The sequence below is a fragment of the Streptomyces sp. NPDC029138 genome, from assembly GCF_055564375.1.
Genome location: NZ_JBVHWM010000026.1, coordinates 18,570 through 45,056, shown reverse-complemented (window position 1 = coordinate 45,056; position 26,487 = coordinate 18,570). Strand labels below are relative to the sequence as shown.

At 72.9% G+C, this 26,487-nt stretch carries 24 protein-coding genes; 11 read left to right on the top strand and 13 right to left on the bottom strand.

The window, feature by feature from the left end:
• The first annotated feature begins 48 nt into the window (after positions 1 to 48).
• Positions 49 to 357: a hypothetical protein gene (locus ACZ4WH_RS21180; protein ID WP_468182596.1), complete on the top strand. Its 309-nt coding sequence runs from the start codon at positions 49 to 51 to the stop codon at positions 355 to 357.
• A gap of 40 nt (positions 358 to 397) precedes the next feature.
• On the opposite strand, the gene ACZ4WH_RS21175 is transcribed toward ACZ4WH_RS21180, so the two are convergent.
• Positions 398 to 1,324, bottom strand: coding sequence for a LysR family transcriptional regulator (locus ACZ4WH_RS21175; protein WP_468182594.1), 927 nt, complete (start codon positions 1,322 to 1,324; stop codon positions 398 to 400).
• A gap of 100 nt (positions 1,325 to 1,424) precedes the next feature.
• Here ACZ4WH_RS21175 and lpdA point away from each other — a divergent pair, with 100 nt between their 5' ends.
• Together lpdA and ACZ4WH_RS21165 are read left to right on the top strand one after the other, a co-directional pair.
• Positions 1,425 to 2,894: a dihydrolipoyl dehydrogenase gene (lpdA, locus tag ACZ4WH_RS21170; protein ID WP_468182592.1), complete on the top strand. Its 1,470-nt coding sequence runs from the start codon at positions 1,425 to 1,427 to the stop codon at positions 2,892 to 2,894.
• A 137-nt stretch (positions 2,895 to 3,031) separates the two neighbouring features.
• The gene (locus ACZ4WH_RS21165) at positions 3,032 to 4,282 is read left to right on the top strand and encodes a M14 family zinc carboxypeptidase (protein WP_468182590.1); all 1,251 of its coding nucleotides are present in this window, start codon (positions 3,032 to 3,034) and stop codon (positions 4,280 to 4,282) included.
• Positions 4,283 to 4,609: 327 nt separating this feature from the next.
• Here ACZ4WH_RS21165 and ACZ4WH_RS21160 read toward each other — a convergent pair whose 3' ends face one another.
• The gene (locus ACZ4WH_RS21160) at positions 4,610 to 5,023 is read right to left on the bottom strand and encodes an SSI family serine proteinase inhibitor (RefSeq protein WP_468182588.1); all 414 of its coding nucleotides are present in this window, start codon (positions 5,021 to 5,023) and stop codon (positions 4,610 to 4,612) included.
• A gap of 110 nt (positions 5,024 to 5,133) precedes the next feature.
• Positions 5,134 to 5,685 (bottom strand): DUF1707 and FHA domain-containing protein, encoded by a 552-nt coding sequence (locus ACZ4WH_RS21155; protein WP_364858983.1) that lies wholly within the window; start codon positions 5,683 to 5,685, stop codon positions 5,134 to 5,136.
• 177 nt (positions 5,686 to 5,862) lie between these two features.
• Between ACZ4WH_RS21155 and treZ the strand changes: the two genes are divergently transcribed.
• The gene (treZ, locus tag ACZ4WH_RS21150) at positions 5,863 to 7,608 is read left to right on the top strand and encodes a malto-oligosyltrehalose trehalohydrolase (protein ID WP_468182586.1); all 1,746 of its coding nucleotides are present in this window, start codon (positions 5,863 to 5,865) and stop codon (positions 7,606 to 7,608) included.
• Between the two features lie 91 nt (positions 7,609 to 7,699).
• Here the strand turns inward: treZ and ACZ4WH_RS21145 are convergent, their stop codons facing one another.
• The 5 genes from ACZ4WH_RS21145 to cyc2 form a co-directional block, all read right to left on the bottom strand.
• The gene (locus tag ACZ4WH_RS21145; RefSeq protein WP_468182585.1) at positions 7,700 to 8,635 is read right to left on the bottom strand and encodes an aminoglycoside phosphotransferase family protein; all 936 of its coding nucleotides are present in this window, start codon (positions 8,633 to 8,635) and stop codon (positions 7,700 to 7,702) included.
• A gap of 53 nt (positions 8,636 to 8,688) precedes the next feature.
• Complete coding sequence (locus ACZ4WH_RS21140) at positions 8,689 to 9,816, bottom strand: aminopeptidase P family protein (protein ID WP_468182583.1); 1,128 nt, start codon at positions 9,814 to 9,816, stop codon at positions 8,689 to 8,691.
• Positions 9,817 to 10,174: 358 nt separating this feature from the next.
• Positions 10,175 to 10,738, bottom strand: a complete 564-nt coding sequence (locus ACZ4WH_RS21135) for a PDZ domain-containing protein (protein WP_468182581.1) — start codon at positions 10,736 to 10,738, stop codon at positions 10,175 to 10,177.
• A 142-nt stretch (positions 10,739 to 10,880) separates the two neighbouring features.
• Positions 10,881 to 12,755 carry an O-aminophenol oxidase PhsA gene (gene phsA / locus ACZ4WH_RS21130; protein WP_468182579.1) on the bottom strand — a complete coding sequence of 625 codons (1,875 nt, stop codon included), beginning with the start codon at positions 12,753 to 12,755 and terminating at the stop codon, positions 10,881 to 10,883.
• A gap of 115 nt (positions 12,756 to 12,870) precedes the next feature.
• On the bottom strand, positions 12,871 to 15,024 hold the full coding sequence (cyc2, locus tag ACZ4WH_RS21125; RefSeq protein ID WP_468182578.1) for a germacradienol/geosmin synthase Cyc2: 2,154 nt from the start codon (positions 15,022 to 15,024) through the stop codon (positions 12,871 to 12,873).
• Between the two features lie 152 nt (positions 15,025 to 15,176).
• On the opposite strand from cyc2, the gene ACZ4WH_RS21120 reads away from it, so the two are divergent.
• Together ACZ4WH_RS21120 and ACZ4WH_RS21115 are read left to right on the top strand one after the other, a co-directional pair.
• Positions 15,177 to 15,995, top strand: coding sequence for an alpha/beta fold hydrolase (locus tag ACZ4WH_RS21120; RefSeq protein WP_468182576.1), 819 nt, complete (start codon positions 15,177 to 15,179; stop codon positions 15,993 to 15,995).
• Positions 15,992 to 17,257 carry a cytochrome P450 gene (locus ACZ4WH_RS21115; RefSeq protein WP_468182574.1) on the top strand — a complete coding sequence of 422 codons (1,266 nt, stop codon included), beginning with the start codon at positions 15,992 to 15,994 and terminating at the stop codon, positions 17,255 to 17,257. The genes ACZ4WH_RS21120 and ACZ4WH_RS21115 overlap by 4 nt, the downstream gene beginning before the upstream one ends.
• Here ACZ4WH_RS21115 and ACZ4WH_RS21110 read toward each other — a convergent pair.
• Positions 17,250 to 18,452, bottom strand: a complete 1,203-nt coding sequence (locus ACZ4WH_RS21110; RefSeq protein ID WP_468182572.1) for a damage-control phosphatase ARMT1 family protein — start codon at positions 18,450 to 18,452, stop codon at positions 17,250 to 17,252. The two genes, ACZ4WH_RS21115 and ACZ4WH_RS21110, sit on opposite strands and share 8 nt — an antisense overlap.
• Before the next feature lie 22 nt (positions 18,453 to 18,474).
• Positions 18,475 to 19,122, bottom strand: a complete 648-nt coding sequence (locus ACZ4WH_RS21105) for a ScbR family autoregulator-binding transcription factor (protein ID WP_468182570.1) — start codon at positions 19,120 to 19,122, stop codon at positions 18,475 to 18,477.
• 433 nt (positions 19,123 to 19,555) lie between these two features.
• Here ACZ4WH_RS21105 and ACZ4WH_RS21100 point away from each other — a divergent pair, with 433 nt between their 5' ends.
• Complete coding sequence (locus tag ACZ4WH_RS21100) at positions 19,556 to 20,539, top strand: lytic polysaccharide monooxygenase (protein ID WP_468182568.1); 984 nt, start codon at positions 19,556 to 19,558, stop codon at positions 20,537 to 20,539.
• An 18-nt stretch (positions 20,540 to 20,557) separates the two neighbouring features.
• Here the strand turns inward: ACZ4WH_RS21100 and ACZ4WH_RS21095 are convergent, their stop codons facing one another.
• Positions 20,558 to 21,208: a Tat pathway signal sequence domain protein gene (locus tag ACZ4WH_RS21095; protein WP_468182566.1), complete on the bottom strand. Its 651-nt coding sequence runs from the start codon at positions 21,206 to 21,208 to the stop codon at positions 20,558 to 20,560.
• Positions 21,209 to 21,852: 644 nt separating this feature from the next.
• Between ACZ4WH_RS21095 and ACZ4WH_RS21090 the strand changes: the two genes are divergently transcribed.
• From ACZ4WH_RS21090 to ACZ4WH_RS21080, 3 genes are all read left to right on the top strand, one after another.
• Positions 21,853 to 22,551, top strand: a complete 699-nt coding sequence (locus tag ACZ4WH_RS21090; RefSeq protein ID WP_468182564.1) for a DUF6230 family protein — start codon at positions 21,853 to 21,855, stop codon at positions 22,549 to 22,551.
• Between the two features lie 5 nt (positions 22,552 to 22,556).
• Positions 22,557 to 23,018: a DUF6114 domain-containing protein gene (locus ACZ4WH_RS21085; RefSeq protein WP_468182562.1), complete on the top strand. Its 462-nt coding sequence runs from the start codon at positions 22,557 to 22,559 to the stop codon at positions 23,016 to 23,018.
• Between the two features lie 148 nt (positions 23,019 to 23,166).
• The gene (locus ACZ4WH_RS21080; protein WP_468182560.1) at positions 23,167 to 24,159 is read left to right on the top strand and encodes a sporulation protein; all 993 of its coding nucleotides are present in this window, start codon (positions 23,167 to 23,169) and stop codon (positions 24,157 to 24,159) included.
• A 359-nt stretch (positions 24,160 to 24,518) separates the two neighbouring features.
• Here the strand turns inward: ACZ4WH_RS21080 and ACZ4WH_RS21075 are convergent, their stop codons facing one another.
• On the bottom strand, positions 24,519 to 24,887 hold the full coding sequence (locus ACZ4WH_RS21075; protein WP_468182558.1) for an ArsR/SmtB family transcription factor: 369 nt from the start codon (positions 24,885 to 24,887) through the stop codon (positions 24,519 to 24,521).
• Positions 24,888 to 25,056: 169 nt separating this feature from the next.
• Between ACZ4WH_RS21075 and ACZ4WH_RS21070 the strand changes: the two genes are divergently transcribed.
• Positions 25,057 to 25,512 (top strand): tellurite resistance TerB family protein, encoded by a 456-nt coding sequence (locus ACZ4WH_RS21070; protein ID WP_468182556.1) that lies wholly within the window; start codon positions 25,057 to 25,059, stop codon positions 25,510 to 25,512.
• Between the two features lie 162 nt (positions 25,513 to 25,674).
• Here the strand turns inward: ACZ4WH_RS21070 and ACZ4WH_RS21065 are convergent.
• Positions 25,675 to 26,487: aromatic amino acid lyase (locus ACZ4WH_RS21065; RefSeq protein WP_468182554.1), on the bottom strand; the 813-nt coding region annotated here is incomplete at its 5' end.

Here is a 26,487-nt window from a genome sequence, read left to right as displayed (position 1 = left end):
AGGCGGTACGGCGGCCAGGAGGGCGGAGGGAGGCTCCCCGACAGGCGGTTGCGCGGCACACGCTTGCCCGGCGGGCGCTGTTCGGCACGGCTGCCCGGCGCGTGGCTGTCCGGCGGAGGGCTGCGGGCGGGCCTGCACAGCACCCGCCTGCCCGGCGTACGGCTACCCGGCGGGCGGCTGCGGGGCGCTCCTGCACAGCACTCACCTGCCCGGCGGGCGGCTGCGGGGCGCTCCTGCACAGCACCCGCCTGCCCGGCGTACGGCTACCCGGCGTACGGCTGCGGCGCGGGCGGCTGCGGGGCGGACAGCACTCACCTGCCCGGCGGGCGGCTGCACGGCGTACGGCTGCCCCGCTGATGGCCGCGCAGCACCCAGTGCAGGGCCGCCCGGCAAACCGTCACGCCGCGGGCGGCTCGCAGTTCTCGTACCGACCGTTGGGGCTCAGGGGTGGCCAGGCCGCGCGTAGGAGGTCCACGAAGGCCGCCGCGGCGCCCGTGGGTGGCACGCGCGCGTAGACCGTCAGGGAGCGCTTCCAGGGCGGGTCGGGGGTGAGGACCACGCAGTCCTCGCCGACGGCGCCGCGCACGATGTGGGCGGGCGCGGCGCACACCCCGACGCCGGCGGCGGCCATGCGGACGGCCGTCGAGGTGTGCTCGGTCCACACGGCGGTCCGGGGCCGGAACCCGGCGTTCCCACAGGCCCGGTCGAGGAAGCGTTCGCCGTGCACGACGGGTTCCATGGCGCAGCGGACCCAGGCGTGGTCGGCGAGTTCCGGGAGCGTGACCGTCGTACGCCCCGCGAGCCGGTCGTCGAAGGGCACGACGAGGACGACCTCCTCCTCGCCGACGGGCACGACGGTACCGGGCCGCCCGGCCGGCTCGGGGCCGACGGCGAGGTCGGCGGTGCCGCGCTGCACGGCCTCTTCCAGGGCCTGGTCGGTGGCGTACTCGTGCAGGCGCAGCAGCACCCGGGGGTGAGCCGCGCGCCAGCGGGCGAAGACGTCGGGCAGGGCGCCGACCGCGACGGAGTGCAGGGCCGCGACATGCAGCTCGCCGCCCTCGGCGCCGACGGTGGCGCGGGCCGCGCGGCGGGCCTGGGCCGCGCTGCGGACGGCGAGTTCGGCGTGCGGCAGGAAGGCGCGGCCCATCGGCGTGAGGCGCACGCCCCGGGGCAGGCGCTCCAGCAGGGCGCCGCCGACCGACTTCTCCAGTGCCTTGATCTGGTGCGAGAGCGCGGGCTGGGTGACGTGCAGGGCGTCCGCCGCGCGCGTGAACGACGCCTCCTGGACGACCGTCACGAAGTACTCCATCTGGCGCAGGCTCAACTCCCCGTACCCTTCCCCGTCGCCCCATAAGGATCGTGCATGGATTCCACAACAACATTGCCTTGGACTCATGACAAGGGGTGGACGGAGGGTGGATGCCATGACCATCGATACGGGCATCCATACATCCGACGTGATCGTCATCGGCGGCGGCACCGGCGGCTACAGCACCGCTCTGCGCGCCGCCGCCCTCGGTCTGGACGTCACCCTCGTCGAACGCGACAAGGTCGGCGGCACGTGCCTGCACCGGGGCTGTATCCCGAGCAAGGCGATGCTGCACGCCGCCGAGCTGGTCGACGGGATCGCCGAGGCCCGGGAGCGCTGGGGCGTGAAGGCGACCGTGGACTCGGTCGACTGGGGAGCGCTGGTGGCCACGCGGGACGACATCGTGGCGCGCAACCACAAGGGGGTCGAGGCGCATCTCGCCCACGCGGGCGTGCGAGTGGTGCGGGGCAGCGCACGTCTGACAGGGGCGCGCGCGGTGCGGGTGGAGGACGTGCGTACGGTACGGCAGGACGGTGTGCGTACGGACAGTGCGCCGGGCGAGCACGACCTCACCGCACGCCGTGCGCTCGTCCTCGCGACCGGCTCCCGCCCGCGCACGCTCCCGGGGCTCGATCCGGACGGCCGGCGCGTGGTGACGAGCGACGACGCCCTGTTCGCGCCGGGGCTCCCGGCGTCGGTCCTGGTGCTGGGCGGGGGCGCGATCGGGGTGGAGTACGCCTCCTTCCACCGGTCCATGGGCGCCGAGGTCACCCTGGTGGAGGCAGCCGACCGGATCGTGCCGCTGGAGGACGCCGACGTCAGCCGACACCTGACACGCGGTCTGAAGAAGCGCGGGATCGATGTCCAGGCGGGCGCGCGGTTGCTGGACGCGGAGCTGCTGGAGAACGGCGTACGCGCGCGTGTGCGGACCGCGCGGGGAGAGACCCGGACGGTGACGGCGGAGCGGCTGCTCGTGGCCGTCGGCCGGGCTCCCGTCACCGAGGATCTGAGCCTGGACGCGGCCGGCCTGACGACGGACGAGCGGGGTTTCCTCGTACCGGCGGACTGGAACCGGCTGGAGACGGCCGTACCGGGCGTCCACGTCGTCGGCGACCTGCTGCCGCCGCCCTCCCTCGGCCTCGCCCACGCCTCGTTCGCGGAGGGGCTGCTGGTGGCCGAGACGCTGGCCGGGCTGGAGTCGGCGCCGGTCGACTACGCGGCCGTGCCCCGGGTGACGTACTCCTCGCCGCAGACCGCCTCCGTGGGGCTGAGCGAGGCCGAGGCACGCGCGCGTGGGCATGAGGTCGACGTCAACACGATGCCGCTGACCGCCGTGGCCAAGGGGATGGTGCACGGTCAGGGCGGCATGGTGAAGGTCGTGGCGGAGGCCGGCGGCGGGCAGGTGCTCGGTGTGCATCTGGTCGGCCCGAACGTGTCGGAGATGATCGCCGAGAGCCAGCTGATCGTCGGCTGGGACGCCGAGCCCTCGGACGTGGCCCGGCATGTGCACGCGCACCCCACACTGTCGGAGGCGGTGGGCGAGGTGTTCCTGACACTCGCGGGACGCGGCCTGCACCAGCAGTGAACCCACGCAGCGCAGGGGTCCGGGCGGGGGCGGGCCCCCGCGTCCGGGCGCCCCCCGGAGCCTCCCCCGCCGCATGCTTGACAGTTCACCCGTCGCGTGCGGGACTGGGAGGGCGAAGCCGGGCGGACAAGTCGGGGGTGAGTCCTCTGCCGGAGCTGCGCTACCCCAGCGTTCCCGAACTGGTCGCCGCCGCTCAGGCGTTGGCGGCTCAGGAACCCGGGCTGTGCGCGCTGCGTCAGGTGGGCGTCTCGCGCGCGGGAAGACCCTTGCACCTGCTGTCGGTGGGACACGCCCGCCGCGCGGTGCTCGTGGTGGCGGGCGCGCACGCCAACGAGCCGACGGGCGGTTCCACCCTGCGGGTGCTTGCCGAGAGAGTGCTGGCGGAACGCGAGCTGCGGGCGGACACCTCCTGGCACTTCCTGCTGTGCGCGGACCCGGACGGCGCGAGTCTCCATGTGACCCCGGCCCCGCGCAGCCTGCTCGACTACCACCTCGGCTTCTACCGGCCGACGGGTGCGGAGCAGCCGGAGTGGTCGCCGTCGGTGCTGCCGCCGGACCGGCTGCCGCCCGAGACGCGGACGCTGACCGGCGTCATAGACGAACTGCGCCCGTACCTCCAGGTGACCTTGCACGGCACCGATCTGGGCGGCAGCTGGGTGCAGTTGACCAAGGACGTGCCGGGCCTGGCCGAGCCGTTCGCCAAGTCCGCGGCGGAGCTGCACATACCGGTGGAGACGGGGGCCTCGGACGCGGCGGGCTGGCCATCCTCCGGTCCCGGCGTGCACGTGATGCCCGGCCCGGAGACGGGCGTGGCCTACCCGAGCATGCCGGACGACGCCCGGCACAGCACCTGGTACCACGCGCACCGGTACGGCGGTCTGACGGCCGTGGTGGAGGTGCCGATGTGGGCCAGCGACCTGGTGGACGACCCGGCGCCGCACCCGGCACCGGCGGCGGCCATGCGGCGCCTGGCCGAGCGGCTGCTGCGGGACGCGCGGGAGGTGGAATGGATCCTCGCCGAGGCGCTGCCCCGGCTGGAGGGCGTGGACGGGCCGCTGCTGCGGGCCGCGCGGTGGGCGCTGGAGCTGATCCCGGGCCTGGCGGAGGACTGGACCCACACCTCGCCGGCGGGCACGACGATGGCGTACGTCGGCAGTGTGGACGCCTTCGGACGGCGGCTGCCGCTGCGGGCCGCGGCGATGCTGCTGCGGGTGCTGCGGGAGGTGGACGACCGGGCGGCGCCGCGCCTGGAACAACTCGTCGCCACCTGGTGCGACGCCTTCGCGGAACGGTTCCGGGCCCGCTGGGTGCCGCTGGAGCACCAGGTGGAGCACCAGTCCCGGACAGTACTGGTGGCGGCACAGCAGGCCCGGGACCAGGCGGCGTGAGCCGAACGGTCCGGGCGGGGCGTCAGCCGGGCGGGCCGGGCAGTGGCGTGAACCGGGCGGGCCGGGCAGTGGCAGCGTGAGCCGAGCGGTCCACGCAGTGGCGTCAGCGAACGGGCCCGGCAGTGACGTGAGCCGAACGGTACAGGCAGTGGTGTGAGCCGGCGGGGCACGCGGCGTGAGCCGGCGCGCGGAACAGGTGGCGTGACCCGGGCGGGCCCGCGCAAGCCCGCGCACCGGAGCCCACCACCCCTCGCGTCGGCTTACGCCACCCGGGCGCCCCACGCCACCCCGGCCTCCGGCGCACGCCACCTGCTCGCCAGTCGCCCGTCAGCCGTCCAGCGCGAAGACCGACCCCGTCCGCGCCCGCATCACACACGCGCTGGTGTACGTGTCCTCGAAGTCGACCGACCGCCCGTTCCACCGCCCACGCGCGTGGGCCGTCACCGGGGCGAAGATCATCGGGCAGAAAACCTGCTTGGCCGGGATGCGGTCGATGGCACCGCCGGCGGCGGCCAGGTCCGCGCAGGCCTCGGCCGCGCGCGCGTGTCCCTGGGGCGGCTCGCACAGCAGCAGCGTGCCCCCGGTGTCGCTGGACCGGGCATCGCCCTTGGTGACCGTCAGATAGAGCCAGTTGCCCGGCAGGACGTCACGGGAGGCCGCCTGGGCCGGGCCCGCGGTGAGGAGACCGGCGGCGGCCAGCAGGGCGCCGGCCGCCGCTGCCGCTCTGGTGATGTACGTCATGCCCCGTTGCATCGGCACGGCGGCGCGTCTTCCGCAGTGCCGCTCACTCGATCGGCACCGCACGCGCGCGTCGCTGCACGCCAGTTCGAACAGGACGGGCCGGGCAGGGCTCAGCTCGCCGCGAGCCGGAACGCCATCCTGCCGAAGGCGACCTGGTCGCCCTCGCGGACGACGACCGCCCCGATCACCCGGCGGCCGTTGACGGTGGTGCCGTTGGTGGAGCCGAGGTCCCTGAGGACCCACAGGCCGCCTTGGTGGCGGAGTTCGGCATGCACGCGGGAGACGGTCTCGTGGTTCAGCCGCAGCCCGTTCGCGGGGTCGCGGCCGATGCGCAGCGGGTGGGTGTGCGTCGGGTGCGGCAGCAGCAGCTTGGGCAGCCGCTCGGCCTGCCAGGCCCGGCGCAGCCGTACGGTGAACCCGGAGACGGCCTCCACGGTGCCGAGGACCGCGCGGGAGAACCGGTTCTCCCGGGGCAGGTCGGCGACGAGGGCGGCGAGTTCGTCGGAGCGGCGCGCGGCGAGCGCCAGCTCCATGCGGCGCACGAACGTGTCGTGCGAGAGCCGGCCCATGGCGACGCCGTCGCGCAGCACCCGCAGCGCCTGGTCGCGCTCCGCGTCGGACAGGCGCGCGGGGTAGGTGGAGAACTCGAAGGACGACGTCACCCTCGTGATTGTCGGGCAGTGAACCCCGGGTGTCCAGGAATCACGGAATCGGTACCGGTCCGCGGGTACTTCCGCGACACCTGCCGGCAAAGGGCGGATTCGAGAGCGGATTGATCGTCCGGGACGGCACGATGGAGACGCGGGACATCACGGTGAGCAGACGAAGGGGAACCGTCCGTGCAGTTCGAGGTGTGGGCACCGCAGGCAGACCGAGTGACGCTCCATTGCGAGGGCACCACGCGCGCGTTGGCGCGCGATCCCGCGCGCGCGGGGTGGTGGACGGGTGAGGCGGAGGCGGAGGACGGCGCGCGGTACGGGTTCGCGCTGGACGACGGCCCCGTGCTGCCCGACCCGCGCTCGCGCCGCCAGCCGGACGGCCCGGACGGGTTGAGCGCGGTCGTGGACCACGGGCGGCGCGAGTGGCGCGCGCGGTGGGCGGGGCGCGGGCTGCCGGGCGCGGTGCTGTACGAGATGCACGTGGGCACGTACACCCGGGAGGGCACCCTGGACGCCGCCGCCGCCCGGCTGGAACACCTGGTGGAACTGGGTGTGACGCACGTGGAGTTGATGCCGCTGTGTCCCTTCCCGGGCCGGCACGGCTGGGGGTACGAGGGCGTGTCGCTGTGGGCGGTGCACGAGCCGTACGGCGGCCCCGAGGCCCTGAAACGCTTCGTGGACCGGGCGCACGAACTCGGTCTGGGCGTCGTCCTGGACGTCGTGCACAACCACTTGGGGCCCACCGGGAACTATCTGCCGCGGTTCGGGCCGTACTTCACGGACACGCACACCACGCCGTGGGGTTCGGCGGTCAACCTGGACGCGGCCGGCTCGGACGAGGTGCGCGCGTTCTTCGTCGGCAGCGCGCTGGCGTGGCTGCGGGACTACCGGATCGACGGGCTGCGGCTGGACGCGGTGCACACGCTGTACGACACGCGCGCGTGCCACTTCCTGGAGGAGCTGTCGGCGGCGGTCGACGCTCTGGCCGAGGAGGTGGGCAGGCCGCTGTTCCTGATCGCCGAGTCGGACATGAACAACCCGCGGTTCATCACCCCGCGCGCGGAGAACGGTCTCGGACTGCACGCGCAGTGGAACGACGACTTCCACCACGCCCTGCACGCCACGCTGACCGGTGAGTCCCAGGGCTATTACGCCGACTTCGCGCGGGATCCCTTCGCCGCGCTCGCCAAGACGCTCATCGGCGGCTGGTTCCACGACGGCACGTACTCCAGCTTCCGGGGCCGCAGTCACGGCCGGCCGCTGGACCGCGCGCGTGTGGCCGGGCACCGGCTGCTCGGCTACAGCCAGACCCACGACCAGGTCGGCAACCGCGCCCAGGGCGACCGGCTCTCCGCCCTCCTCTCCCCCGGCCTGCTGGCCTGCGCGGCCGCGCTGACCCTGACCGCCCCGTTCACGCCGATGCTGTTCATGGGTGAGGAGTGGGCGGCGGGCACGCCCTGGCAGTTCTTCACCGACCACACCGACCCTGAGCTGGCCGAGGCGGTACGGCAGGGCAGGCGGCGGGAGTTCGCCGCGCACGGGTGGGCGGAGGAGGACGTACCGGACCCGCAGGACCCGGCGACCCGCGAGCGGTCCTGCCTGGACTGGTCGGAGCCGGAACGCGAGCCCCACGCGCGCGTGCTGGCCTGGTACCGGCAGCTGATCGCGCTGCGCCACGCCCAGCCCGACCTCACCGACCCGGACCTCGCCGACACGAAGGTCGCGTACGACGAGGACGCCCGCTGGCTGGCCTTCCGGCGCGGGGACGTACGGGTGGCGGTGAACCTGGGCAAGGAGCCGGCGGCGATTCCGCTGGGCACCGGCCGGGTGGAGGTCCTCGCGGCCTGGGACCCGGTCGAGGCGCCGGGCCCGGACGGGCTGCTCCAGGTGCCCGGGGAGTCGTGCGTGGTGCTGACACAGCCCTGAGAGGTGGTGCTGACAGATTTTGACGGGCCTGGGAAGGCCGGGGTCCGCGGGCGGCTCCGTGCCGTGGCCCTGACGGCCCTCCGCGGCCCCGTCAGGGCTCCGGCTCGTCCTCCTGGAGGTCCGTCACCCGCTCCAGCAGGATCGGCTCCCAGGCGCGCCGCAGCTGGGTCCGCAGCAGGGGCAGGGAGCCGGTTGTACGGCCTTCCAGGCGGTCGGTGAGGCGGATGACGGTGTCGCAGCGGGCCAGCCACAGGCCGCGCAGGCAGGGGCGGGCGCCGTAGCCGGCGAGGGTGGCGGCGCGGACGGCCGCCGGGGAGCCGACGGCGACGGCGAGCCCGGCGATGTCCTCGGCGGGGTCGCCGAGGGCCGCGGCGGTCCAGTCCAGGATGCCGCGGACCCGTCCGTCGGCGCTGACCACCACGTGCGCGCCGGTCAGCCCGTGGTGGGTGAGGACGGCGGTACCGGACTGCGCGGCGAGCTGGGCCGCGCCGGGCGGGGTGAGCTGGTGCAGCCGGGCCGCGTCGAACTCGTCGGCGGCGGTGAGCCGTTCGGCCGCGTGCACGGCCATCCGGCGCAGCGCCTCCAGCGAGCGCGGGGCGGTGCGTGGCACGCCGAGCGCCTCCGCCTGGCGGGCCGGCACCGTGCGCAGCCCGCTGAGCAGCCCGGCGAGGTCGGCCTCGCCGACGGCGGAGACGTCGTACTCGTCGGCCGTGCCGCCCGGCACCCGGGTGTCGAGGGTGTAGGCGAGGCCGGGCGCCCAGTCGCCGTGCGCGACGCTGGTCGGGACGGCGACGGGCACCTGCGGGCGGACCAGATCGCGCAGGCGCAGTTCGCGGCGGCGGCGGACGGATGCCTCGCGGTCGGGCGCGAGGCGCAGCACATGGCGGCTGCCGACCCACCAGGTGTGCTCGCGGTCCTCCGTCACGGGCCGCACATCGGGTCCCCCGGTGCCGTCGCCGCCGTCCTTGAGCAGCGAGCGGACCAGTCTGCGGACGGTGTCCGCGGTGGGTGTCGGTGCCTGGGTCATGGGTCGCGCGTCGCCGTTCCGGGTGTCGTCGAGAGTGGGTCTCCTCGGGTCTCTCACTCCACTATGACCATCTCACGGGTGGTGTTGTTGAGGCGGCGGCCACCGTCCTCGGTGACCGCGACGATGTCCTCGATGCGCACCCCGAAGCGGCCGGGCAGGTAGATGCCGGGCTCCACGGAGAAACACATGCCGGGCACGAGCGGCTGCTCCTCGCCCTCGATCATGTACGGCGGCTCGTGCGTGGTGACGCCGATGCCGTGCCCGGTGCGGTGGATGAAGTACTCGCCGTACCCGGCGTCGCTGATCACCGCGCGGGCGGCGCGGTCGACCTCCTGGCAGGCCACGCCCGGGCGTACCGCCTGGAAACCGGCCTCCTGGGCGGTGCGCACGACGTCGTGGACCCGGCGCTCCTCCTCGGTCGGCTCGCCGACGTGGACCGTGCGGGTGGTGTCGGAGCCGTAGCCGTCCTTCAGGCCGCCGAAGTCGAGGACGACCATGTCGCCGGGCCGGATGACGCGGTCGCCGACCTCGTGGTGCGGGTTGGCGCCGTTCGGGCCTGAGCCGACGATCGTGAAGTCGACCTGGGAGTGGCCGAAGCGGCGCAGCAGGCCGGCGAGGTCCTGGCCGACGTCGGACTCGCGGCGGCCGGCGAAGGGGACCTTCCGGATCTCCTCGAACGCCAGGTCGGCAGCCGCGCCCGCGGCCGCCAGGAGTTCCAGCTCGGCCGCGTCCTTCACGGCGCGCAGCATGGGCAGGGCGTCGGTGAGGGAGGCGTAGGAGGTGTCGGGCAGGGCCCGCTGGAGGCCCAGCAGGTGCATCGCCCAGGTGTTGTCGCTGATGCCGAACCGGCCGTGGGCGTCGAGGAGGCCGGCGGTGACGGCGTAGGGGTCCTTGCCGTCGGTCCAGTCGCGCAGCGTCAGCGCGGCGGCACCGACCGCCTGCTCGGCGTCCGGGGCCTCCAGGGTGGGCACGACGAGCACGGGGTCCCGGCCGGGCGCGAGGACCAGCAGGGTCAGCCGCTCCGTGACCGCGGTGGGCGTGTAGCCGGTGAGCCACACCATGTCCGGCCCCGGCGCCACGAGCAGTCCCGCGAGGCCGGCGTCGACGGCGGAGCGCACGGCACGCTCCATACGGGCCCTGTGGTCGGCGGCGGTGAAGGGCGCGGGCGTACTACCGGTCATCCGGGCCTCCGGGGCGGGTGCGGAAACGGGGCGATGGCGTCTCGGGCAGCATCCTGCCCGCCGGGACGGGCCCACGCGAGCCGGTTCCGTGGACCGACGTCCCACGGTCCGTCCAGAGGGCGCTCGGCATGGGCCCATGATGACGCGAGGGACGGATGGTGACCAGGGGGTTTCTCGGCGTGACCGGGGCCGGGGGGGCGGTGGGGGGTTTCCCGGATGGGGTGGGGTGGGGGCGGACTGGGGTGGGGGCGCGGGAGCGGGGGTGGCCGATCCCGGGTGCCGACTTTCTGCGGGCCCCGGCCGTCTCTCTGTGGTTCCCGGCGGCATCTCTGCTGTCCCCGGCCGGGGCCCGGCTCCGTCAGGTCACCACTCCTGGGGTCACCGTCAACTGCTGGTAGCCGCCGCTCGCGTGGCGCACCGTGAGGAGTACGGCCTTGCCGGGGCTGGCCCGTCCGACGGCTCGGGCCAGATCGGCGGCGGTGTCCACACGGGTCGAGCCCCATTGCAGTACGACGTCTCCGCGCACCAGGCCCGCCGCGTAGCCGGGGCCGGGCACGTGCACGCCCATCACCAGGGCACCCGCCTTCTCCGCGTCGACGGCCTCCACGCCCAGGACCAGGCCGGTCGGAGCGGGGGCGCGGGTCGGCGCGGCCGTGGGCGCGGCCTTGGCCGAGGGGGCGGGCGGCGGGGCCTGGCGTCGCAGCTCGGCGAGTCTGCTCATGCCGATCACCGTGGCACCGACCGTGCCGATGCCGACGCCGGAGAGCACCAGCACGGTGCCTGCGCACAGGCCGCACAGCAGGGTCCGCAGCCGCCGTCCGCGCCGGGGCGCGGCGTGCGGGCGGCGGGCGGGGCCGGGGGTACCGTCCTCCTCCCGGTCCTGACCGGGCATCGGCTTGGGACGCAACACAATCTGTTCCATGGTTCGCTCGCCTCCGGCTGGTGCTCTACCCGGGGCGGCGGGCCGCGACGAGACACGAAAGGGTGAGACTGCCCGGAGGGTGACGGAGGGTAGCCATAGCCGTCACGCCACCGCGTTCAGCGCACCCTTTCGGCCCGCTCACTCAGCCGGTGTGGCCCTCGCCGTGGCCGCCGTGTGCCCCGCCGTGGTCGAACTTCAGGGCCTCGGGCGGCATGACGACGAAGGGTCGCATCATGCCCATGTCCTCGTGCTCCAGCAGATGGCAGTGGTACATGAACCGGCCGTACGCACCGTCGAAGCGGCCCATGACCCGCAGCATCTGGTCGCCCGGCACCCGGAAGACGTCCTTGTGGCCCCGCTCGTTGGGTGCGAGCGGTATCTCCCGGCCGGCGTCGTACCGGATCGGGGTGCGGGTGCCGCCCACCGCCGGGTCGAAGCCGGAGACGTCGTAGGCGTCCCGGCCCAGCAGCTGGAAGTCGGCCAGGTGGATGTGCATGGGGTGCACGATCGGCGCGAGGTTGAGGAAGCTCCACTGCTCGTGGCTGCCCTCGCCGATCGTGAAGCCGAGCCCGTCGTTGAAGGTCCGCGCGGTGCGCCGGTACGTCTTCGTGGTGCCGTCGGGTCCGGTGATCTGGACGACGCCCTCGGCCGGGAGTGTCAGGCCGTGCGGGTCCTCGACCTCGGTCATCTCCCAGATCTCCGGGTGGCCGCCGGCGCCCTTCGTGGCGGGCGGGGTGAGCAGGACGAGCCGGTGGCCGTGCGGGATGTCGTGGGTGAGGCGGCGGAAGGAGCCGGAGAGCACCTCGGGCAGTTCGAAGGTGTCCTCCGCACAGCTCTCCCGGACCCGGAACTCCAGCACGGCCGGACAGGGTACGTCTCCGGCCGGGTCGGGCACCCCCGCCGGCTGGTTGGGGCCCTTGTTCACCAGCCGGAGGGTCCGTCCGGCGAGCCCGCGGAAGTCCACCAGCAGGTCGAAGCGCTCGGCGGGCGCGGCGGTCAGGGTCGGCAGCCGTGCGTCGAAGTCGACCGGCACCGGGCGCGGCAGCAGGCCGCCGTCGCTGCCGATCTGGTGGACGATCCCCGGCACCGGCTGGTCGTCCTCGTCGATCAGGACGAGTTCGAAGATGCGCGCGTTGGAGGCGTTGACCAGCCGGAACCGGTACCAGGCCGGGTCCACGTCGGCGTACGGCCAGATGCGGCCGTTGACCGTGGTGTACGGGCCGGTGAACGGTATGGAGACCGGCTTGCCCGTCTCCGGGTTGCGCTGCTGGACGATCACCGTCTTGTGCAGGAGCCGGCCGTTGAGGCGGCCGTCCTCGTCGGTGTCGAGGTTGCGGTCGGCGACGATGAGCGGGATCTCCCGCTCGCCGGAGGGCAGGTGGAGGGCGTCCTCCTCGTCGTCCCGGACGAGGTAGGTGCCGTACAGGCCCGACATCACGTTCCACCGGGTGATGTTCATGGCGTGGTCGTGGTACCACCACTGCACCGCCTGGTGGTCGTTCGGGTACTCCGACAGCTGGGCGTCGCCGTGGCCGACGGCGTTGTCCGCCCAGCCGTCGTTGCCGCCGCCGGTCTGCGCGCCGTGCAGATGTGTCACCGACCAGGCGGGCAGGGCGGCGACGTCCTTGTTCGGCTCGACGCCCTCGCGGCCGGGCTCGGTGGTGGCCTGCGGGCGGCCGTCCGTGCGCAGCGGCACCTCCACCGAGGTGACCGGGTACTCGCTGTCCTTCGGGATGCGGTTGGTCCAGGCGATGCGGAGGCGCTGTCCGCGCCGCACCTCGATGGTCGGGCCCGGCACGTGTCCGTCGTAGCCCCACATCAGGGTCGGCGGCAGCTGCGGGTGCAGGCGCACCCAGGTCGGGCGCAGGGCGATCTCGGTCTCCCGCAGGACGTCGTCCGCGGCGGGCCGCAGGACCGGCGGGACGGTCAACCGCGCGAGGTACGGCCTCAGTTCCCGCGCCGCCGGTGCCTGCTCGCCCGTGGTCTGTCCGGTGAGCCTCTCGATGGTCTCGGTCAAGGTAGAACACCCCCGTGTGTTCTGGCTCTGTTGTTCCCCTTACTCCACAAGACTCCCGAGGACTCACCGAAGTTCCCTGAATGCCCGATTCCGTACGCGGAGGTTTCCGGGACTGTCAGTGGAGCGACAGGACGGGCGCCCGGTCGGGCAGGAAGCCGTGGGCACGGCGGCCGAGCCATTCGGCCTTGTAACGGTCGACCTCCCGGTGCCAGTTGAGGATTCCGGCCATCCAGTTCCGCAGGTCCTGCACATAGGCGTCCATGAGCGTGCGGGCCTCGGCCGACAGGTCGAAGTCGTCGTACAGCACCGGCAGTTCATGGGCGATCACATGCTCGAACTGCTGCATGCGCTGGGTCATCAGGTCGTGGACGACGCCGAGCGCGGCCGGATAGTCCACGCCGAAGAAGTTCTGCACGACCAGGACGGAGTTGTGGATCTCGCCCTCGTACTCGATCTCCTTCTGGTACGAGAAGACGTCGTTGAGGAGGCAGGCGTAGTCGATGGCGGCGTTCTCCAGGGAACGCACCGGACCGCTGGCGTACACCTCGGCGGGGATCGCGGGTCCGTTGCCCATCCGGCACAGGCTCAGGGTGAGGTCCGAGCCGAAGGTGGAGCGCCGCATCTCCAGGTAGTCGACCGGGTCGGGGATGCGGTTCTGGAGCTGGTTGGAGAGTTCCCAGACCCAGCTCTCGGTCATCTTGTCCACGGCCGTCTTGAGGGTGCGCCGCTGGTCGACGGTCATCTCGGCCGTGGTGCGGGTCCACAGGTCGATCAGCGCGCGTTCCATGGCGTCGGCGGGAACGATCGTCGGCGCGCCCTCCACCGCCATGCACTCCGAGAGGCGGGCCGTGGTCAGCCGGGCGGCGGCGAGGTCCCGGCGGTGGCCGTACACCAGGGGGTAGTAGTCGTCGCCGTAGGTGCCCCAGGCGAGCCACTGCGCGCTGAGGTCGAGGGCCTCGGGGGTGGCGTCCGGGTCCAGGCCGGCGGAGCACAGCGCGAGGTCGTAGGCGGCGAGCTTGTCCTCGTCCCAGACGCCCTCCTGGAGGACGCCCATCCGGTGACACCAGTCGACGAGGTTGCCGCGGGCCAGGTCCAGGTGGGGGCTGAGCTGGAGCTCGAAGGGCATGTACAGGTCGGGAATGCGGGACGGGCCGACCTTCTGGTAGGGCACGTGGGAGTAGGCGCGCAGCCGGTCCTGTGCGGCGGAGGCCAGCAGCGCGCCGACGTCGGCGGCGGAGGTGCCGGGGCCGCTCGGGAGCTGCCAGGGCGAGCTGGAGCGCGCGCCCTTGTTCATGTAGCGGCTGGAGCGCATGTGCCACTCGTGGCCGCCGGACTGCCAGTCCTGGAGTCCCTTGGTGTAGGCGGCGACCGCGGCGACCTCGGCGGGCGTGAGGCCCTTCTCCAGGGCGACGGCGGGGACTTCGGTGAACGCGGTGTGCTCGAACTGGTGCAGCCGGGAGGTGAGGACGTCGTTGACGGTGTCGGCGGCCTCCTGGGTGGTGCAGCCGAAGAACTTCTCCAGGACCAGCACGCCGTTGCTGTTCTCGCCCTCGTCCTCGACCTCGCGCTGGTAGGAGAACAGGTCGTTGCGCAGGTGGACGGCGTCGGAGAACGTCTCCATGAGGACGCGCAGCGGCCGGGTGCCGGCGACGGCGGCGGGCACCTCGGCGGTCGCGTACTCCACGAGCCCGGCCGACCAGGGGGCGCCGCCGACCTTGCGGCGCATCTCGATGTACTCGACGGGGTTGGCGACGCGCCCCTCGTTGATGTTGGACAGCTCCCACATCGACTCGTTGAGCAGGTGCTCGGTGGCGACGGCGAAGCGGCGGCGCCAGTCCACGGACATCGACGGCACCGTACGCGCCCACAGGTCCTTCAGTCCGGCCTCCACCGGGTTCTCCGGTTCCGGCACGGGGGTGGCGAGGTCGAGCGGCATGAACAGCGGCAGGCGGTCCAGGTGGGCCTTTCCGGCGGCGCGGTCCTGGGTGCGTTTGTACATGTCCAGGAAGTGGTCGTCGAAGAAGAAGACCCACACGTACCAGTCGGTGATCAGGGAGAGAGCGGGTCCGTCGCAGTCGGGATGGGTGTAGGCGCACAGGAGGCCGTAGTCGTGCGCCTCCAGGTCGGCCTGTTCCCAGATCCCGGAGCCCTCCAGCATGCCCATGTCGCGTGCCCACCGGGTGGAGTGGGCCCGGGCCTCGTCCAGGTGCGGGTTGAGCCGCGCGGGATACGGCATGTAGAAGTGCGGGAGTTCGAACGGCTGCGTCATGGCCGGGCCCTACCCGTGGCTCCGGACCCCCATCCACCTGGGGACACATGATCACACCATCGCGTGAACCGCCCGCGAAACCTGGAACTCCGGTGGGGGGTTGTGGCGTTGGTTCCCTTGCCGTGCCCGCGCGCGGGGGCCACGGTAGGCGCATGACCTCCTTCGTGCTGCCCCATGAGGTGCACGGCGACGGCGCCCACAAGGTGTTCGCCGTGCACGGCTGGTTCGCCGACCGGTCCGCCTACGCGGCCGTCCTGCCGGACCTGGACCGCACCTCCTTCAGCTATGCGCTGGTGGACCTGCGGGGTTACGGCGAGGCCCGGGACGCCACGGGCTCTTTCACGACGGCCGAGGCGGCCGTGGACCTGGTGGAGCTGGCGAACCGGCTGGGCTGGGAGCGGTTCTCGGTGATCGGGCACTCGATGGGCGGCGCGGTGGCGCAGCGGCTGCTCTCCGTGGCTCCGCACCGGGTGCGCCGGATCGCCGGTGTCTCCCCCGTGCCCGCCTCCGGCATGCCGCTGGCCGGCGAGCAGGCGACGCTGTTCACGGACGCGGCGCACCGGGCGGAGAACCGGCGCGCGATCATCGACTTCACCACCGGAGGCCGCCGGCCCGCCGCCTGGCTGGACCGGATGGCGGCCCGCTCGCTGGAGCGCAGCGACCCCAAGGCGTTCCGGGCCTGGCTGGACTCGTGGGCCGGCGAGGACTTCACCGCGGACGTCGTGGGCAGCGAGGTGCCCGCGCTCGCCGTGGCCGGCGCGCTGGACCCGGCGCTGTCGCCGGAGGTCATGCGGCAGACCTGGCTGTCCTGGTATCCACGCGCGGAGCTGACCGTGCTGCCGGGCGCCGGTCACTACGCGATGGACGAGACCCCGCTGGATTTGGTCCGCACGGTCGAGGACTTCCTGCGGGCCGACGGCGCGGGCGACGTCGGCGGCACCCGGGCGGGCGGCCAGGGCGGGGCGGCGTGAGCGTGCGGGAGGCGCCACCGGTCCCGGACGTCTTCGATCCGCGCCGGTACGCCGCCGGGGTGCCCTACGACGACTACCGCGTGCTGCGCGACCATCATCCGGTGGCCTGGCAGGAGGAGCCGGAGGTGCTGGGCTGGCCGGCCGGGCCCGGGTTCTGGGCGGTGACCCGGCACGCGGACGTCGTACGCGTGCTGAGGGACGCGGGGACGTACTCCTCGTACGTCGGCGCGACCCAGATCCGTGACGCCGATCCGCAGGATCTGCCGTTCATCCGGCGGATGATGCTCAACCAGGACCCGCCGGGGCACGGGCGGCTGCGGCGGCTGGTGAGCCGCGCCTTCACGCCGGGGCGCGTGGACCGGTTCGCGGCGGTCGCCCGGGAGCGGGCGCGCACGCTGCTGGCGGGCGCCCTGGAGGGGGCGCGGGCGGGGGACGGCACGCTGGACCTGGTGTCCGCCGTGACCGACGAGTACGCCCTGCTGAATCTGGCGGATCTGCTGGGCGTCCCGGAGAGCGACCGGCGGCTGCTGCTGCGCTGGACGCAGCGGGTCATCGGCTACCAGGACCCGGACGAGGCCGGGCCGCCGGTGCTGGACGGGGCGGGCAGGCCGGTCAATCCGCGGTCACCGGCGATGCTCGCGGACATGTTCGCCTACGCAGGGCAGTTGGCCGCGTACAAGAGACGGTATCCCGCGGACGACATCATGACGACGCTCGCCCACGACGCCGAACTCGCCGACGCCGAGCTGGAGATGTTCTTCTTCCTGCTCACCGTGGCGGGCAACGACACCGTCCGCGGCGCGGCCCCGGGCGGGCTGCTGGCGCTGGCGGAGCATCCGGAGGCGTACGAGCTGCTGCGCACCGGAAAGGTGGGTGTGCGGTCCGCCGTCGACGAGTTGCTGCGCTGGCATCCGCCCGTGCTGACCTTCCGCCGGACGGCGGTGCGGGACACCGAGCTGGCGGGCCGCGCGATCCGCGCGGGCGACAAGGTCGTGGTCTTCCACGCCTCGGCCAACCGCGACGAGCGCGTCTTCGCCGCTCCCGACCGGCTCGATCTCGCCCGCTCCCCCAATCCGCACGTCTCCTTCGGGGACGGCCCGCACGTGTGCCTGGGCGCTCACTTCGCCCGGCTGCAACTGCGGCTGCTCCACGAGGAGATGCTGCGCGCCCTGCCAGGGCCGCCGCGTCTGGCCGGGCAGGCCGGACGGCTGGTGTCGAACTTCATCAACGGCGTGAAGTCACTGCCGCTGCACATCACCTGACGTCCTTCCCGTCGCCTTTCGGGTCGGTCTGGATCAGCGCGTGCGTGCCGCTCGTCCGCCAGCTCTGCTCCTCGGCCGCCACCAACTCGGCCTCGGTCGCGGCGGACAGGCCGGTGATCACGTCGGACTTGAGGGTGCGCAGCGTGGCGACCGGGCCGGGGAAGTACGCGGTCGTCTCCCGGAAGGGCGTGGTGGGCGGCCAGAGCCGGTCGCCCACCAGACGGCGGTAGTTGAGGTCGCCCTTGACGATGGTCAGCGTGGCCGCGGCGAACTCGGCGCGCAGGTCGTCCGGCATCGCGGCGTACGGCAGCGGGGCGCAGGAGAAGGGGTGGGCGCGGACGGTGAGCCGGCCGTCGGCCATGGCCGACCAGAGCAGGTTCCCGTACTCGGCGGCCGTCCCACGGGCCGCGCGCAGCCGGTTCAGGGCGTCGACCACGTCGGCGGTGGTGGCGTCGGAGACGTAGTACGGGTACGGCTTGACGTGCAGCACCGCCCGCGCGGCCCGGCCCTCGGCGAGGAGATGGGCGATCAGCAGCAGATCGGGGACGAGTTCGCGGCCCGCGTTGTCCGCGACGAGCACGAGCGTGCCGGTTCCGGCGGGCGGCAGCAGCGACCACAGGGTCTCGCTGTCGTCGGCGACCAGCGCGGGGGCCGGTTCCCGGGCCCCGGCGCCCACGGCGGAGAGCCGGAAGCCGAGGTCGGCGCGGTTGCCCCAGAGGGAGCCGTGCAGCAGGGCGCGCGCCCGCTCGTCCTCGGGCAGGTCCCGCAGGCCGTCCAGGGCGGCCAGTTCCTCGTCGGTCTCCGGGGCGTCGAGTTCGGCGCGTTTGAAGGGGCGGAAGGGGTCGATGCCCTGCCAGGCTCCCGGCCCGAACCAGCCGACGGCGTCCAGCAGTCGGCGGTAGAAGTAGCTCTCGGACCACAGCCAGGGCACGTCGTACCAGGACCGGCCGGCGTACTCGGCCAGGCCCCAGTCGTGCCACCGGTCCCGGTCCGGGGCGTCGGCGGCAAGCGGCTCGACCGTCCCCTCGGTGCAGCTCTTCAGCAGCTCGTCCAGCGCCGTGTGCTGCCCGGGTCCGTACGGGAAGGCGTCCCGTACCTGCCGGATGATCGCGGGGTGCCGCTCGGCCAGCACGCTGTGCGGGAACGAGCCGGGTTCGTTGCCGAGGATCACGGGTGCGAAGGGGATGTCGGGCATGTCCGTCACCGTATCGCGGGTGTCAGGCGGTGCGGATCTCCCGCTCCAGCTGCGTGGCGAGGGTGACATAGCGGGGGCGGCGGTGCACCGGGACGAGTCCCCGGATCATGAGGTGCCACATCTCGGCGACTCTGCGCGGCAGGCGTCCGGTCGGTTCGAGCGAGCGGCCGGCGACCCGGGTGCCGATGAAGAAGCAGACGAGGGAGTGGGCGACGACACCGACGTCGAGGTCGCCGTGCACGTCGGCTTCCCGGACGGCCCCGGTGAACTTGCGGGTGGCGAAGTCGAGCCACTCGGTGAACGGATGCCGCAACGGCGGCCGGACGGCGATGTCCGCCGTGGCGAGGCGGAGTCCGGCGCGCGGCACGGGGTCGTCCACGGCGAGGCGGGCGATCCCGAACGTGGTGCGCATCAGGGCCTCCAGCGAGGAGCAGCCACGGCTCTCGACATCGTCCACGAGCTGTCGCGCGGCCTTGGCCTGGAGTTCCAGGATGGCGTGGGCCAGATCCTCCTTGGCGGCGAAGTGGAAATACAGGGCGCCCTTGGTGACCTTCGCGTGTGCGACGATGTCGCTGAGGCTGGTGGATTCGTATCCGTGCCGGTCGATCAGGTCGGCGGCGGCCGTGATGATCGTCGCCCGGGTCTGTTCGGCACGTAACTGCCTTGGCATCCTGGACCCCTCCTCGCGTTCAAAAAGAACAGGACATGCGGTTTGTTTTTAACCCCTTGCATACGATAACTCACCGAACGGCAACGGGAGTCCGGCGGACCACGCGCGCGGCACGACACGTGTCACCGCTCCGCTCGACGCCGGCCGGGTGCTCCGCACCTTTTCAACGGGCGAGACCACATCGGTTTCCCCTTCGTCGCCGACCGGTGCCCGGCAGCCTCGGGGCGACGTGTTGCCACCCCATGATCGCCACGATACGAGGCGGACCGCCGGCTCCTCAATGGGGTGTGGAAGCAGGCGCGAAACAGCCGAACCGGTCGGTGCTTTCACGCCCCCCGCGCGCGGGTGTGCCGGACCGGCTGAACGCGACGGGCGGCGGGGCCGTACTGGACGCCGCAGACCCCGTTCCCGCGCCTGCCGAGGAGACGCCCGGATGACTCGGATGACCGCCCGCCAGTGCGTCAGGATGGCCGCCGCGACGGCACCGCTCCTGCTCCTGCCGTGGACGGCGGGGTCTGCCCAGGCGCACGGAGCCCCCATAGACCCGGTCAGCCGGGTCTACGCCTGCTCACACCAGGGCGACGCCGCGCGGACGGCGGCCTGCCGGGCCGCGATCACGGCGAACGGCGGCCCGTTCACCGCCTGGGACAACCTGCGCGTGGCGGGAGTGGCGGGCCGCGACCGGCAGGTGATCCCGGACGGCAGACTGTGCAGCGGGAACCTGCCGGCGTACCGGGGCCTGGACCTGGCCCGGCGGGACTGGCCGGCGACGCGGCTGACACCGGGCGGCCGTCTGACACTGACCTACGCGTCGACCATCGCGCACACGGGCACGTTCAAGCTGTACCTGACCAAACAGGGTTACGACCCCTCGCGGCCGCTGACGTGGTCCGACCTGCCGGAGCGGCCCTTCGCCGAGGTCACGGACCCTCCGCTGCGCGACGGGGCGTACCACGTCGACGCGACGCTGCCGACGGGCCGGACGGGACGTCAGGTCCTGTACACCATCTGGCAGAACAGCAGTACACCGGACACGTACTACTCGTGCTCCGACGTGATCTTCCCGGAGCGCGGGAAAGCCGCCGGGGCGGCGAGGTCCACTCGGCCCGCACCGACGGCGAGTTCACCGGATTCACCGGATCGATCGGCCGCACCGGATCGATCGGTCGCACCGGCTTCATCGGCGCCGTCGGCGTCGTCGAAGTCGGGTTCACCGGCGGAGAATCCAACTGAGCGGTCCAGCGGGGGCGACGAGCGGGCCGAGGCAGCCGTCGGCAAGGGAACTCCGGTCGCGGAGACCACGCACGGCGGCTCGGGACCCTCGGCACCGCTGCTGGCGGGCGGCGCCGCCGCGGTGCTGGTGCTCACCGGGGGCGCCGCCCTCACACTGCGGCTACGGCGTCTACGGCGACGCTGAACCGGGCGGTCCGGTCGGTCAGTTGACGTAGACCCTGGCTCCGGCGTCGGTGACGGGCGCGTACTTGGCCGTGAAGTAGCCGTTGGCGAAGCACAGCGACGAGCCGGAGGTCCTGGTGAACTGCTGGTTGGTGAAGGTGATGCTGCTGTCGGCGTTGTCGGCCTTACCGGTCAGGCTGGGCGCCTGGTACACGCAGGTCACGGTGCCCAGCAGGGTGCGCAGCTGGACGGTGGCCTGGATCACGGAGCCGCTCGCGGGCGAGACGGTGAGGGTGCCGTCCGAGGTGATCGTCGCCGAGTAGGGCAGGTTGTTGATGGTGATGCCGTTGACCCCGAGCACGCCGGTGACGTTGCTGGTGCAGGTGCTGCTGTCGAAGGTGTGCGCCGTGACCGACTCGGTGGCCGTGCCGGGCGCGGTGGGGTTGCCCGTGACCTTGGCGGTGAACTGGGAGCCGGCGCACTTGATCCCGCTGGTGCCCGTCGCGCTGGAGTAGAAGGTGGCGGAGGTGCCGGAGGCCAGCGGCGCGGTGAGGGTGTCGCCGACCGCGACCGCGGTGCCGCCGGTGCTGCCGGTGGTGAGGACCGTGCCGGCCGCGGAGGCCGGGGTGGCCCAGGTGAGGGCGAGCGCCGTGGCGGTGCCGGCGAGGGCGAGGAGGGAGCGCTTACGCATGGGGGTGCCTCTCTTCCGAAGTGGGGGGACAGATGAGGTGCGGTGGGGGGTGGCGGGTGGTGCGGGCGATGCCGCCGGCGCGGGGCCGTCACGCCTTCTCCGTACGCGGCGGACCCGCGACGGCGGCACACCGGACACCCGCCGGAGGCCTCGGGGGAGGACCTCCGGCCGGGCCGGGCAAAGGGCGGCCGGGCACGGAGCGAGAAGGAGGGAAGTGACCGTGCCGGAGCCGCGCTGCGAGGTGGAGCGGTTGCCGTGACAAGGCCGGGAACGCGGCCGGTGCCGCATGAGGGACGCGACGGATGCCGCGCCCGACGCGGCTGGTGCCGCTTGCTGGATCCGGCGCCACGGATCCGTGGAAACAGGGGAAGTTGTAGACCTGATCGACCGTCAGGGTCAAGTCGTTGAAAGGGAGTTGAAGCAGGTCGGTTGCGGTCCGCGCACATCCGACACCCTTTTTTCACATCTCCCTTGACCCCTGAATGTAACCGGCGGTAACTTCCTCGGAGGCTACTGCCGCGTAACGAGAAAGCCCTTGCGCCCGCCGGGAGTTGTGAGGAGGCGTGCGCGGCATCCGCTGTCCGCGCCAGGACACCGCGCCACTGAAGCCCAACCCGCATTGATCCGCGCCCATGGGAGCAGACATGGCCTTGTCCCCGGACGTTCCGTCCGCCGGCAACACCCCCGACACCCCGGGAAGCGACACCCCGTCCGAAGCCCCGAACGCCGCCGGGACCACCGCCGGTGGCGACAGACGCGGCCGTGTCCGGGCCCGCCGGGCCGCCGTGATGGCGGTACCCGCCACCCTGGTCGCCGCCGGCCTCGCGGTCCTCACCGCGCAGGGGGCCCTGGGTGTGCAGTTCGCCATCTCCGGCATGCCGTTCACGGTCACCGCGACCGAACTCAACGGCACCGGGTTCGAGCAGTTCGGCGGGCTCGACAACATGGCGGAGGGCAGCCCGAACGCCGGGGACACCGGCGGCCAGGTGCTCGTCGTCACCTCCGCGATCAAGCAAGCCACGCTCACCAAGCTGTGCCAGAGCGTCGACCTCGGCGGCACCAACCTGCTGATCACCGCGGGCAGCGGGTCGGAGAAGGTCAGCGCGACCGACCTGACCACCGACTCCACCGAGCTGTCGGGCGACGCGGCGTTCAACAACATCGAGATCGGCAACGACGCCAGCACGCTGACCAAGGCGGGCGTGAAGGGCCCGATCGGCGTCTTCAGCCAGCAGGCCGACACCGTGCGGATCGCTCATCTGCGGCAGACCAACTACGCCACCACGGCGGGCGTGTTCAAGCTGCCGGGTCTCAAGCTCCGCTTCAGCGAATCGGGTTGCTGATCGCCGTGCCGGACCGTCCACGTCCAGGACCGAGGCTCGCCTTCCGCGGATGGCGGGCCCGCCGGCCGTTCTGGGGCGGGCTGCTGCTCGCCCTCGGCGGCGGCGAGATCCTGCTCACCGAGAAGGCCTCGCTGAAGGTCGTGCTGCACATCGGCATGCAGGGCCTGGCCGGCTATCTGTTGCCGACCCTCATGGTGCTGCTGGGCCTGCTGATCCTCTTCAACCCCTCCCAGCGGCTCTTCTACTCCATCACCGGCATCCTGCTCTCCCTGGGCAGCTGGCTCACCTCCAACCTGGGCGGTTTCTTCATCGGCCTGCTCCTCGGCGCCACCGGCAGCTGCCTCACCTTCGGCTGGCTCCCGGACCAGGAACCACGCGTCAGCCGCCGCAAGCGCCGGCGACAGGCCCGGGCCGAGTCCCGCGCCCTCACGTCGGAGGGGGCGGAGAGGGCGGAGAGGGCGGCCTGAGCCGGAGGCCGGACCGGGCCGGATCATGAGCCGAGGGTCCCCCGAACAGGTGACTTGGGAACTTGTTTGCCCTTGCCGGGAGTTCATCGGGCAGTCGGACGGCGGTGGAGAGCCGTCCGGGTGACGCGATGGACGAAGGAGCTACGGCATGGTGTTCAAGAGGCTGCTGGGCGCGATCGGGGTCGGCGGCCCCTCCGTGGACACGGTGCTGGACGGTGGCGCGGCGCTGCCCGGCGGCGCCCTCGCGGGCCGGGTGCTGCTGCGGGGCGGCACGGCGGCCGTGGAGGTCGAGCACATCGGCCTGGAGCTGATCGCCCGCGTGGAGGCGGAGCAGGCGGAGGGCGAGAGCGAGGGCGCGGTCGTCTTCGAGCGGTTCACCATCGGCGGCGGCTTCCGACTCGGCGAACAGGAGGAGAGCGAGCTGCCGTTCAGCGTGCCGCTGCCCTGGGAGACCCCGGTGACCGAGCTGCACGGGCAGCCGCTCGGCATCGCGCTGGGCGTGCGCACCGAGGTAGCGGTGGCCGGCGCCCGGGACAAGGGCGACCTGGACCCACTGGCCGTCCGACCCCTGCCCGTGCAGGAGGCCGTGTTGGAGGCCCTCGGCGAGCTGGGCTTCGGCTTCCGCTCGGCCGACCTGGAGTACGGCCGCATCGGCGGTACGGGCCAGCAGTTGCCCTTCTACCAGGAGATCGAGCTGACCCCGTCCCCGCAGTACGCGCACGCGGTGAGCGAGATCGAGCTGACCTTCCTCGCCTCCCCCACGGGCGTCGAGGTCGTCCTGGAGGCGGACAAGCGCGGCGGGCTGTGGTCATCGGGACACGACGCCCTGACCCGGTTCATCGTGCGCCACGAGGACGCGCCGGCCCGCGACTGGCAGAGAGAGGTGGACGGCTGGATCCGTCAGGTGACCGAGCACCGCGACGCCTACGGCAGCCACGCGGCGTACGGCCACGACGGCGCGCACCAGCCCGGTCACCACTCCCCCGGCCCCCACCACTCCGGCCCGGGCCTGGGCACGGCCGTGGCGGCGGGCGCGGCCGGCCTCGCCGTGGGCGTCGTGGGCGGCATGGTGGCCGCGGAAGTCGTCGACGAGATCGGGGACTTCTTCGAGGGCGAGGAGGACGACGGCGACGAGGGCTAGGAGAGCGGCAGGAGGAGCGCCGCACGGCCGGCGGAGCCTGGGCGGTGTCGGGGAGCTTCCAAGACACGGACAGCAGGAGGAACAGGACCGCGACGATCAGCAGGCGCCAGGCTCAGGTCCGTTGCGGAACATGAGGCCCCCTTCTCTGCCTCGCTTGTCTCACCTTGGCCCGGCCGGACGCCGTCGCCGGGCACGAGGCCGGCCACCGGCACCTCGCGGGCGTGCGGTGGGGGGTGCGCGGGCGGGGCGGGGTGTGCTCGCCGAGGGCGACGAGACGGGCGGCGGCCTCGGCGTCGGTGAGGCCGTGTGGGCCGGTGTCCAGGCGCCGCAGTTCCTGGAGGGCGGTGCCGGTTCCGCGGTCAGAGGCCACGGAGCCGGCGGGCCGGGACGGCGGCGGGTGGCTTCCGCTCGGCGAGCCGGCCGACGAGGAGGCGTACGACCTCGACCAGGGCGGCCTGTTCGGCGGTGTCGACGAAGTAGACCTGGCGGCGGCCCTCGCGGCGGGAGCGGACGAGTCCGGCGAGTTTGAGTTTGGTCAGGTGCTGGCTGACGGCGGGCAGGGCACCGCCGACCCGTTCGGCGAGGCCGGTCACGTCGCTCTCGCCCTGGGCCAGCGCCCAGACGATGTGCAGCCGGGCGGGCGTGGCGAGCAGTCCGAAGGCGGCGGCCGCCTCGGCGAGCACCTCGGCGGAGGGGTCCTGGTAGCCGGTGCCGGGCGCTGTCGCCACTGTCGCCTTCCTCCGCTGGGGTCGTCGCTGTGTTCCGGCTGTGCGGGCCGTGTCCGCGGAGTCAGTGTAGATCTCCGGAACTTCCCGGCCGTCCCGTTAGTTTCTACGTTGCTGTAGAAGTCACCGTCGGGGTGCCGGAGGCACCCGCCGGCCGATATGAGGAGTGCGCATGGCCCTGTGGGACCGCGTCAAGGAGTCGGCGTCGCAGATGCAGACACAGTTGGTGGCGAGGAAGAACGACCTGAAGAGCGGCGCGTTCCGCGATGCGAGCATGGCGATGTGCGCGCTGGTGGCCGCCGCCGACGGGACGGTGGATCCGTCGGAGCGGCAGCGGGTGGCCCAGCTCATCGCCACCAGCGAGGTGTTGCAGAACTTCCCGGCGGACGACCTCCGCCACCGCTTCGAGGAGAACCTGAACAAGCTGACGACGGACTTCGCCTTCGGCAAGGTGAGCGTGTTGCAGGAGATCGCCAAGGCGAAGAAGAAGCCCGCCGAGGCGCGGGCCGTCATCCAGATCGGCATCGTCATCGGCGGCGCGGACGGCGACTTCGACAAGGACGAGCAGGCCGTGGTGCGTGAGGCGTGCTACACGTTGGACCTGCCGCCGCACGAGTTCGACCTCTGAGCCTCATGTAGCGCGGGGGGATGAGCGCATGCTCCGGACCTCGGCCGTGGCCTCGTCCACGCACCTCGCTGAACGACGCTCCGCACGGAACGACGCTCCGCACGGAACGGCGTTCCGCACTGAATGACGCTCCGCACGGAACGGCGCTCACAATTCCCGCACTCAGAACTCCGCCAGGCGGGGCAGCAGCTCCGTCGCCGTCTCGATGTCCCCGGTGAGTGGGCGGTCCTCCAGGCCGGTGGGAAGCGTGGCGGCGGCGAGGGCGAAGGCGGGGAGGGTGGGCGGTTCCGGGTGGAGGCGCAAGGCCCGGACGGCGGACACCAGCTCGCAGGCGAGGACGGTGGCATAGGCGGCGCGGGCCCGTTCCGTCTGGCGGGCCGCCTGCCCGGCGAAACCGGCGGCCTCCTCCAGGCCGTGGGAGAGGACGGCGTGTCCGGCCGAGGCCGGCGCGGCGGCGCTCGAACGCAGCTCGGCCAGCGCCGAGTTCGCGGTGTACTCCAGGATCATCGTGCCGGAGCTGCCGGCCGGGCCGGTGGCGAGGAAGGCCGGCAGGCCGGTGAGGTCGGGGCGGCTCAGCGCGGACAGGCGGGCGGCGGAGAGCTGGGCGGTCTTCAGCAGGGCCAGGTTCAGGCCGTCCAGCGCCAACGCGAGGGGGGCGGCGAAGAAGCCGCCGTGGTGATAGAGGTGGCCGTCCGGGGTGAGGACGGGGTTCTCCGAGGGGCAGTTGATCTCGGTCTCGACGATCCGGCGCAGCGCGGCCGAGGCATCCAGGGCGGCGCCGTGCACCTGCGGGAACGCGCGGAATCCGTACGGGTCCTGGATACGGCGACCCACAGCGGAAAGCCCGCCCCGCTCGGACGCCGACGGGTCCTCCATACGGCGACCCACAGCGGAAAGCCCGCCCCGCTCGGACGCCGACGGGTCCTCCATACGGCGACCCACAGCGGAAAGCCCGTCCCGCTCGGACGCCGAACG

Coding starts and splice junctions, on each gene's coding strand:
- lpdA (WP_468182592.1), top strand. CDS start 1,425: ATGACCATCGATACGGGCATCCATACATCCGACGTGATCGTCATCGGC.
- ACZ4WH_RS21160 (WP_468182588.1), bottom strand. CDS start 5,023: ATGACGTACATCACCAGAGCGGCAGCGGCGGCCGGCGCCCTGCTGGCC.
- ACZ4WH_RS21145 (WP_468182585.1), bottom strand. CDS start 8,635: ATGACCCAGGCACCGACACCCACCGCGGACACCGTCCGCAGACTGGTC.
- ACZ4WH_RS21140 (WP_468182583.1), bottom strand. CDS start 9,816: ATGACCGGTAGTACGCCCGCGCCCTTCACCGCCGCCGACCACAGGGCC.
- ACZ4WH_RS21135 (WP_468182581.1), bottom strand. CDS start 10,738: ATGGAACAGATTGTGTTGCGTCCCAAGCCGATGCCCGGTCAGGACCGG.
- cyc2 (WP_468182578.1), bottom strand. CDS start 15,024: ATGACGCAGCCGTTCGAACTCCCGCACTTCTACATGCCGTATCCCGCG.
- ACZ4WH_RS21120 (WP_468182576.1), top strand. CDS start 15,177: ATGACCTCCTTCGTGCTGCCCCATGAGGTGCACGGCGACGGCGCCCAC.
- ACZ4WH_RS21110 (WP_468182572.1), bottom strand. CDS start 18,452: ATGCCCGACATCCCCTTCGCACCCGTGATCCTCGGCAACGAACCCGGC.
- ACZ4WH_RS21105 (WP_468182570.1), bottom strand. CDS start 19,122: ATGCCAAGGCAGTTACGTGCCGAACAGACCCGGGCGACGATCATCACG.
- ACZ4WH_RS21100 (WP_468182568.1), top strand. CDS start 19,556: ATGACTCGGATGACCGCCCGCCAGTGCGTCAGGATGGCCGCCGCGACG.
- ACZ4WH_RS21095 (WP_468182566.1), bottom strand. CDS start 21,208: ATGCGTAAGCGCTCCCTCCTCGCCCTCGCCGGCACCGCCACGGCGCTC.
- ACZ4WH_RS21090 (WP_468182564.1), top strand. CDS start 21,853: ATGGCCTTGTCCCCGGACGTTCCGTCCGCCGGCAACACCCCCGACACC.
- ACZ4WH_RS21080 (WP_468182560.1), top strand. CDS start 23,167: ATGGTGTTCAAGAGGCTGCTGGGCGCGATCGGGGTCGGCGGCCCCTCC.
- ACZ4WH_RS21070 (WP_468182556.1), top strand. CDS start 25,057: ATGGCCCTGTGGGACCGCGTCAAGGAGTCGGCGTCGCAGATGCAGACA.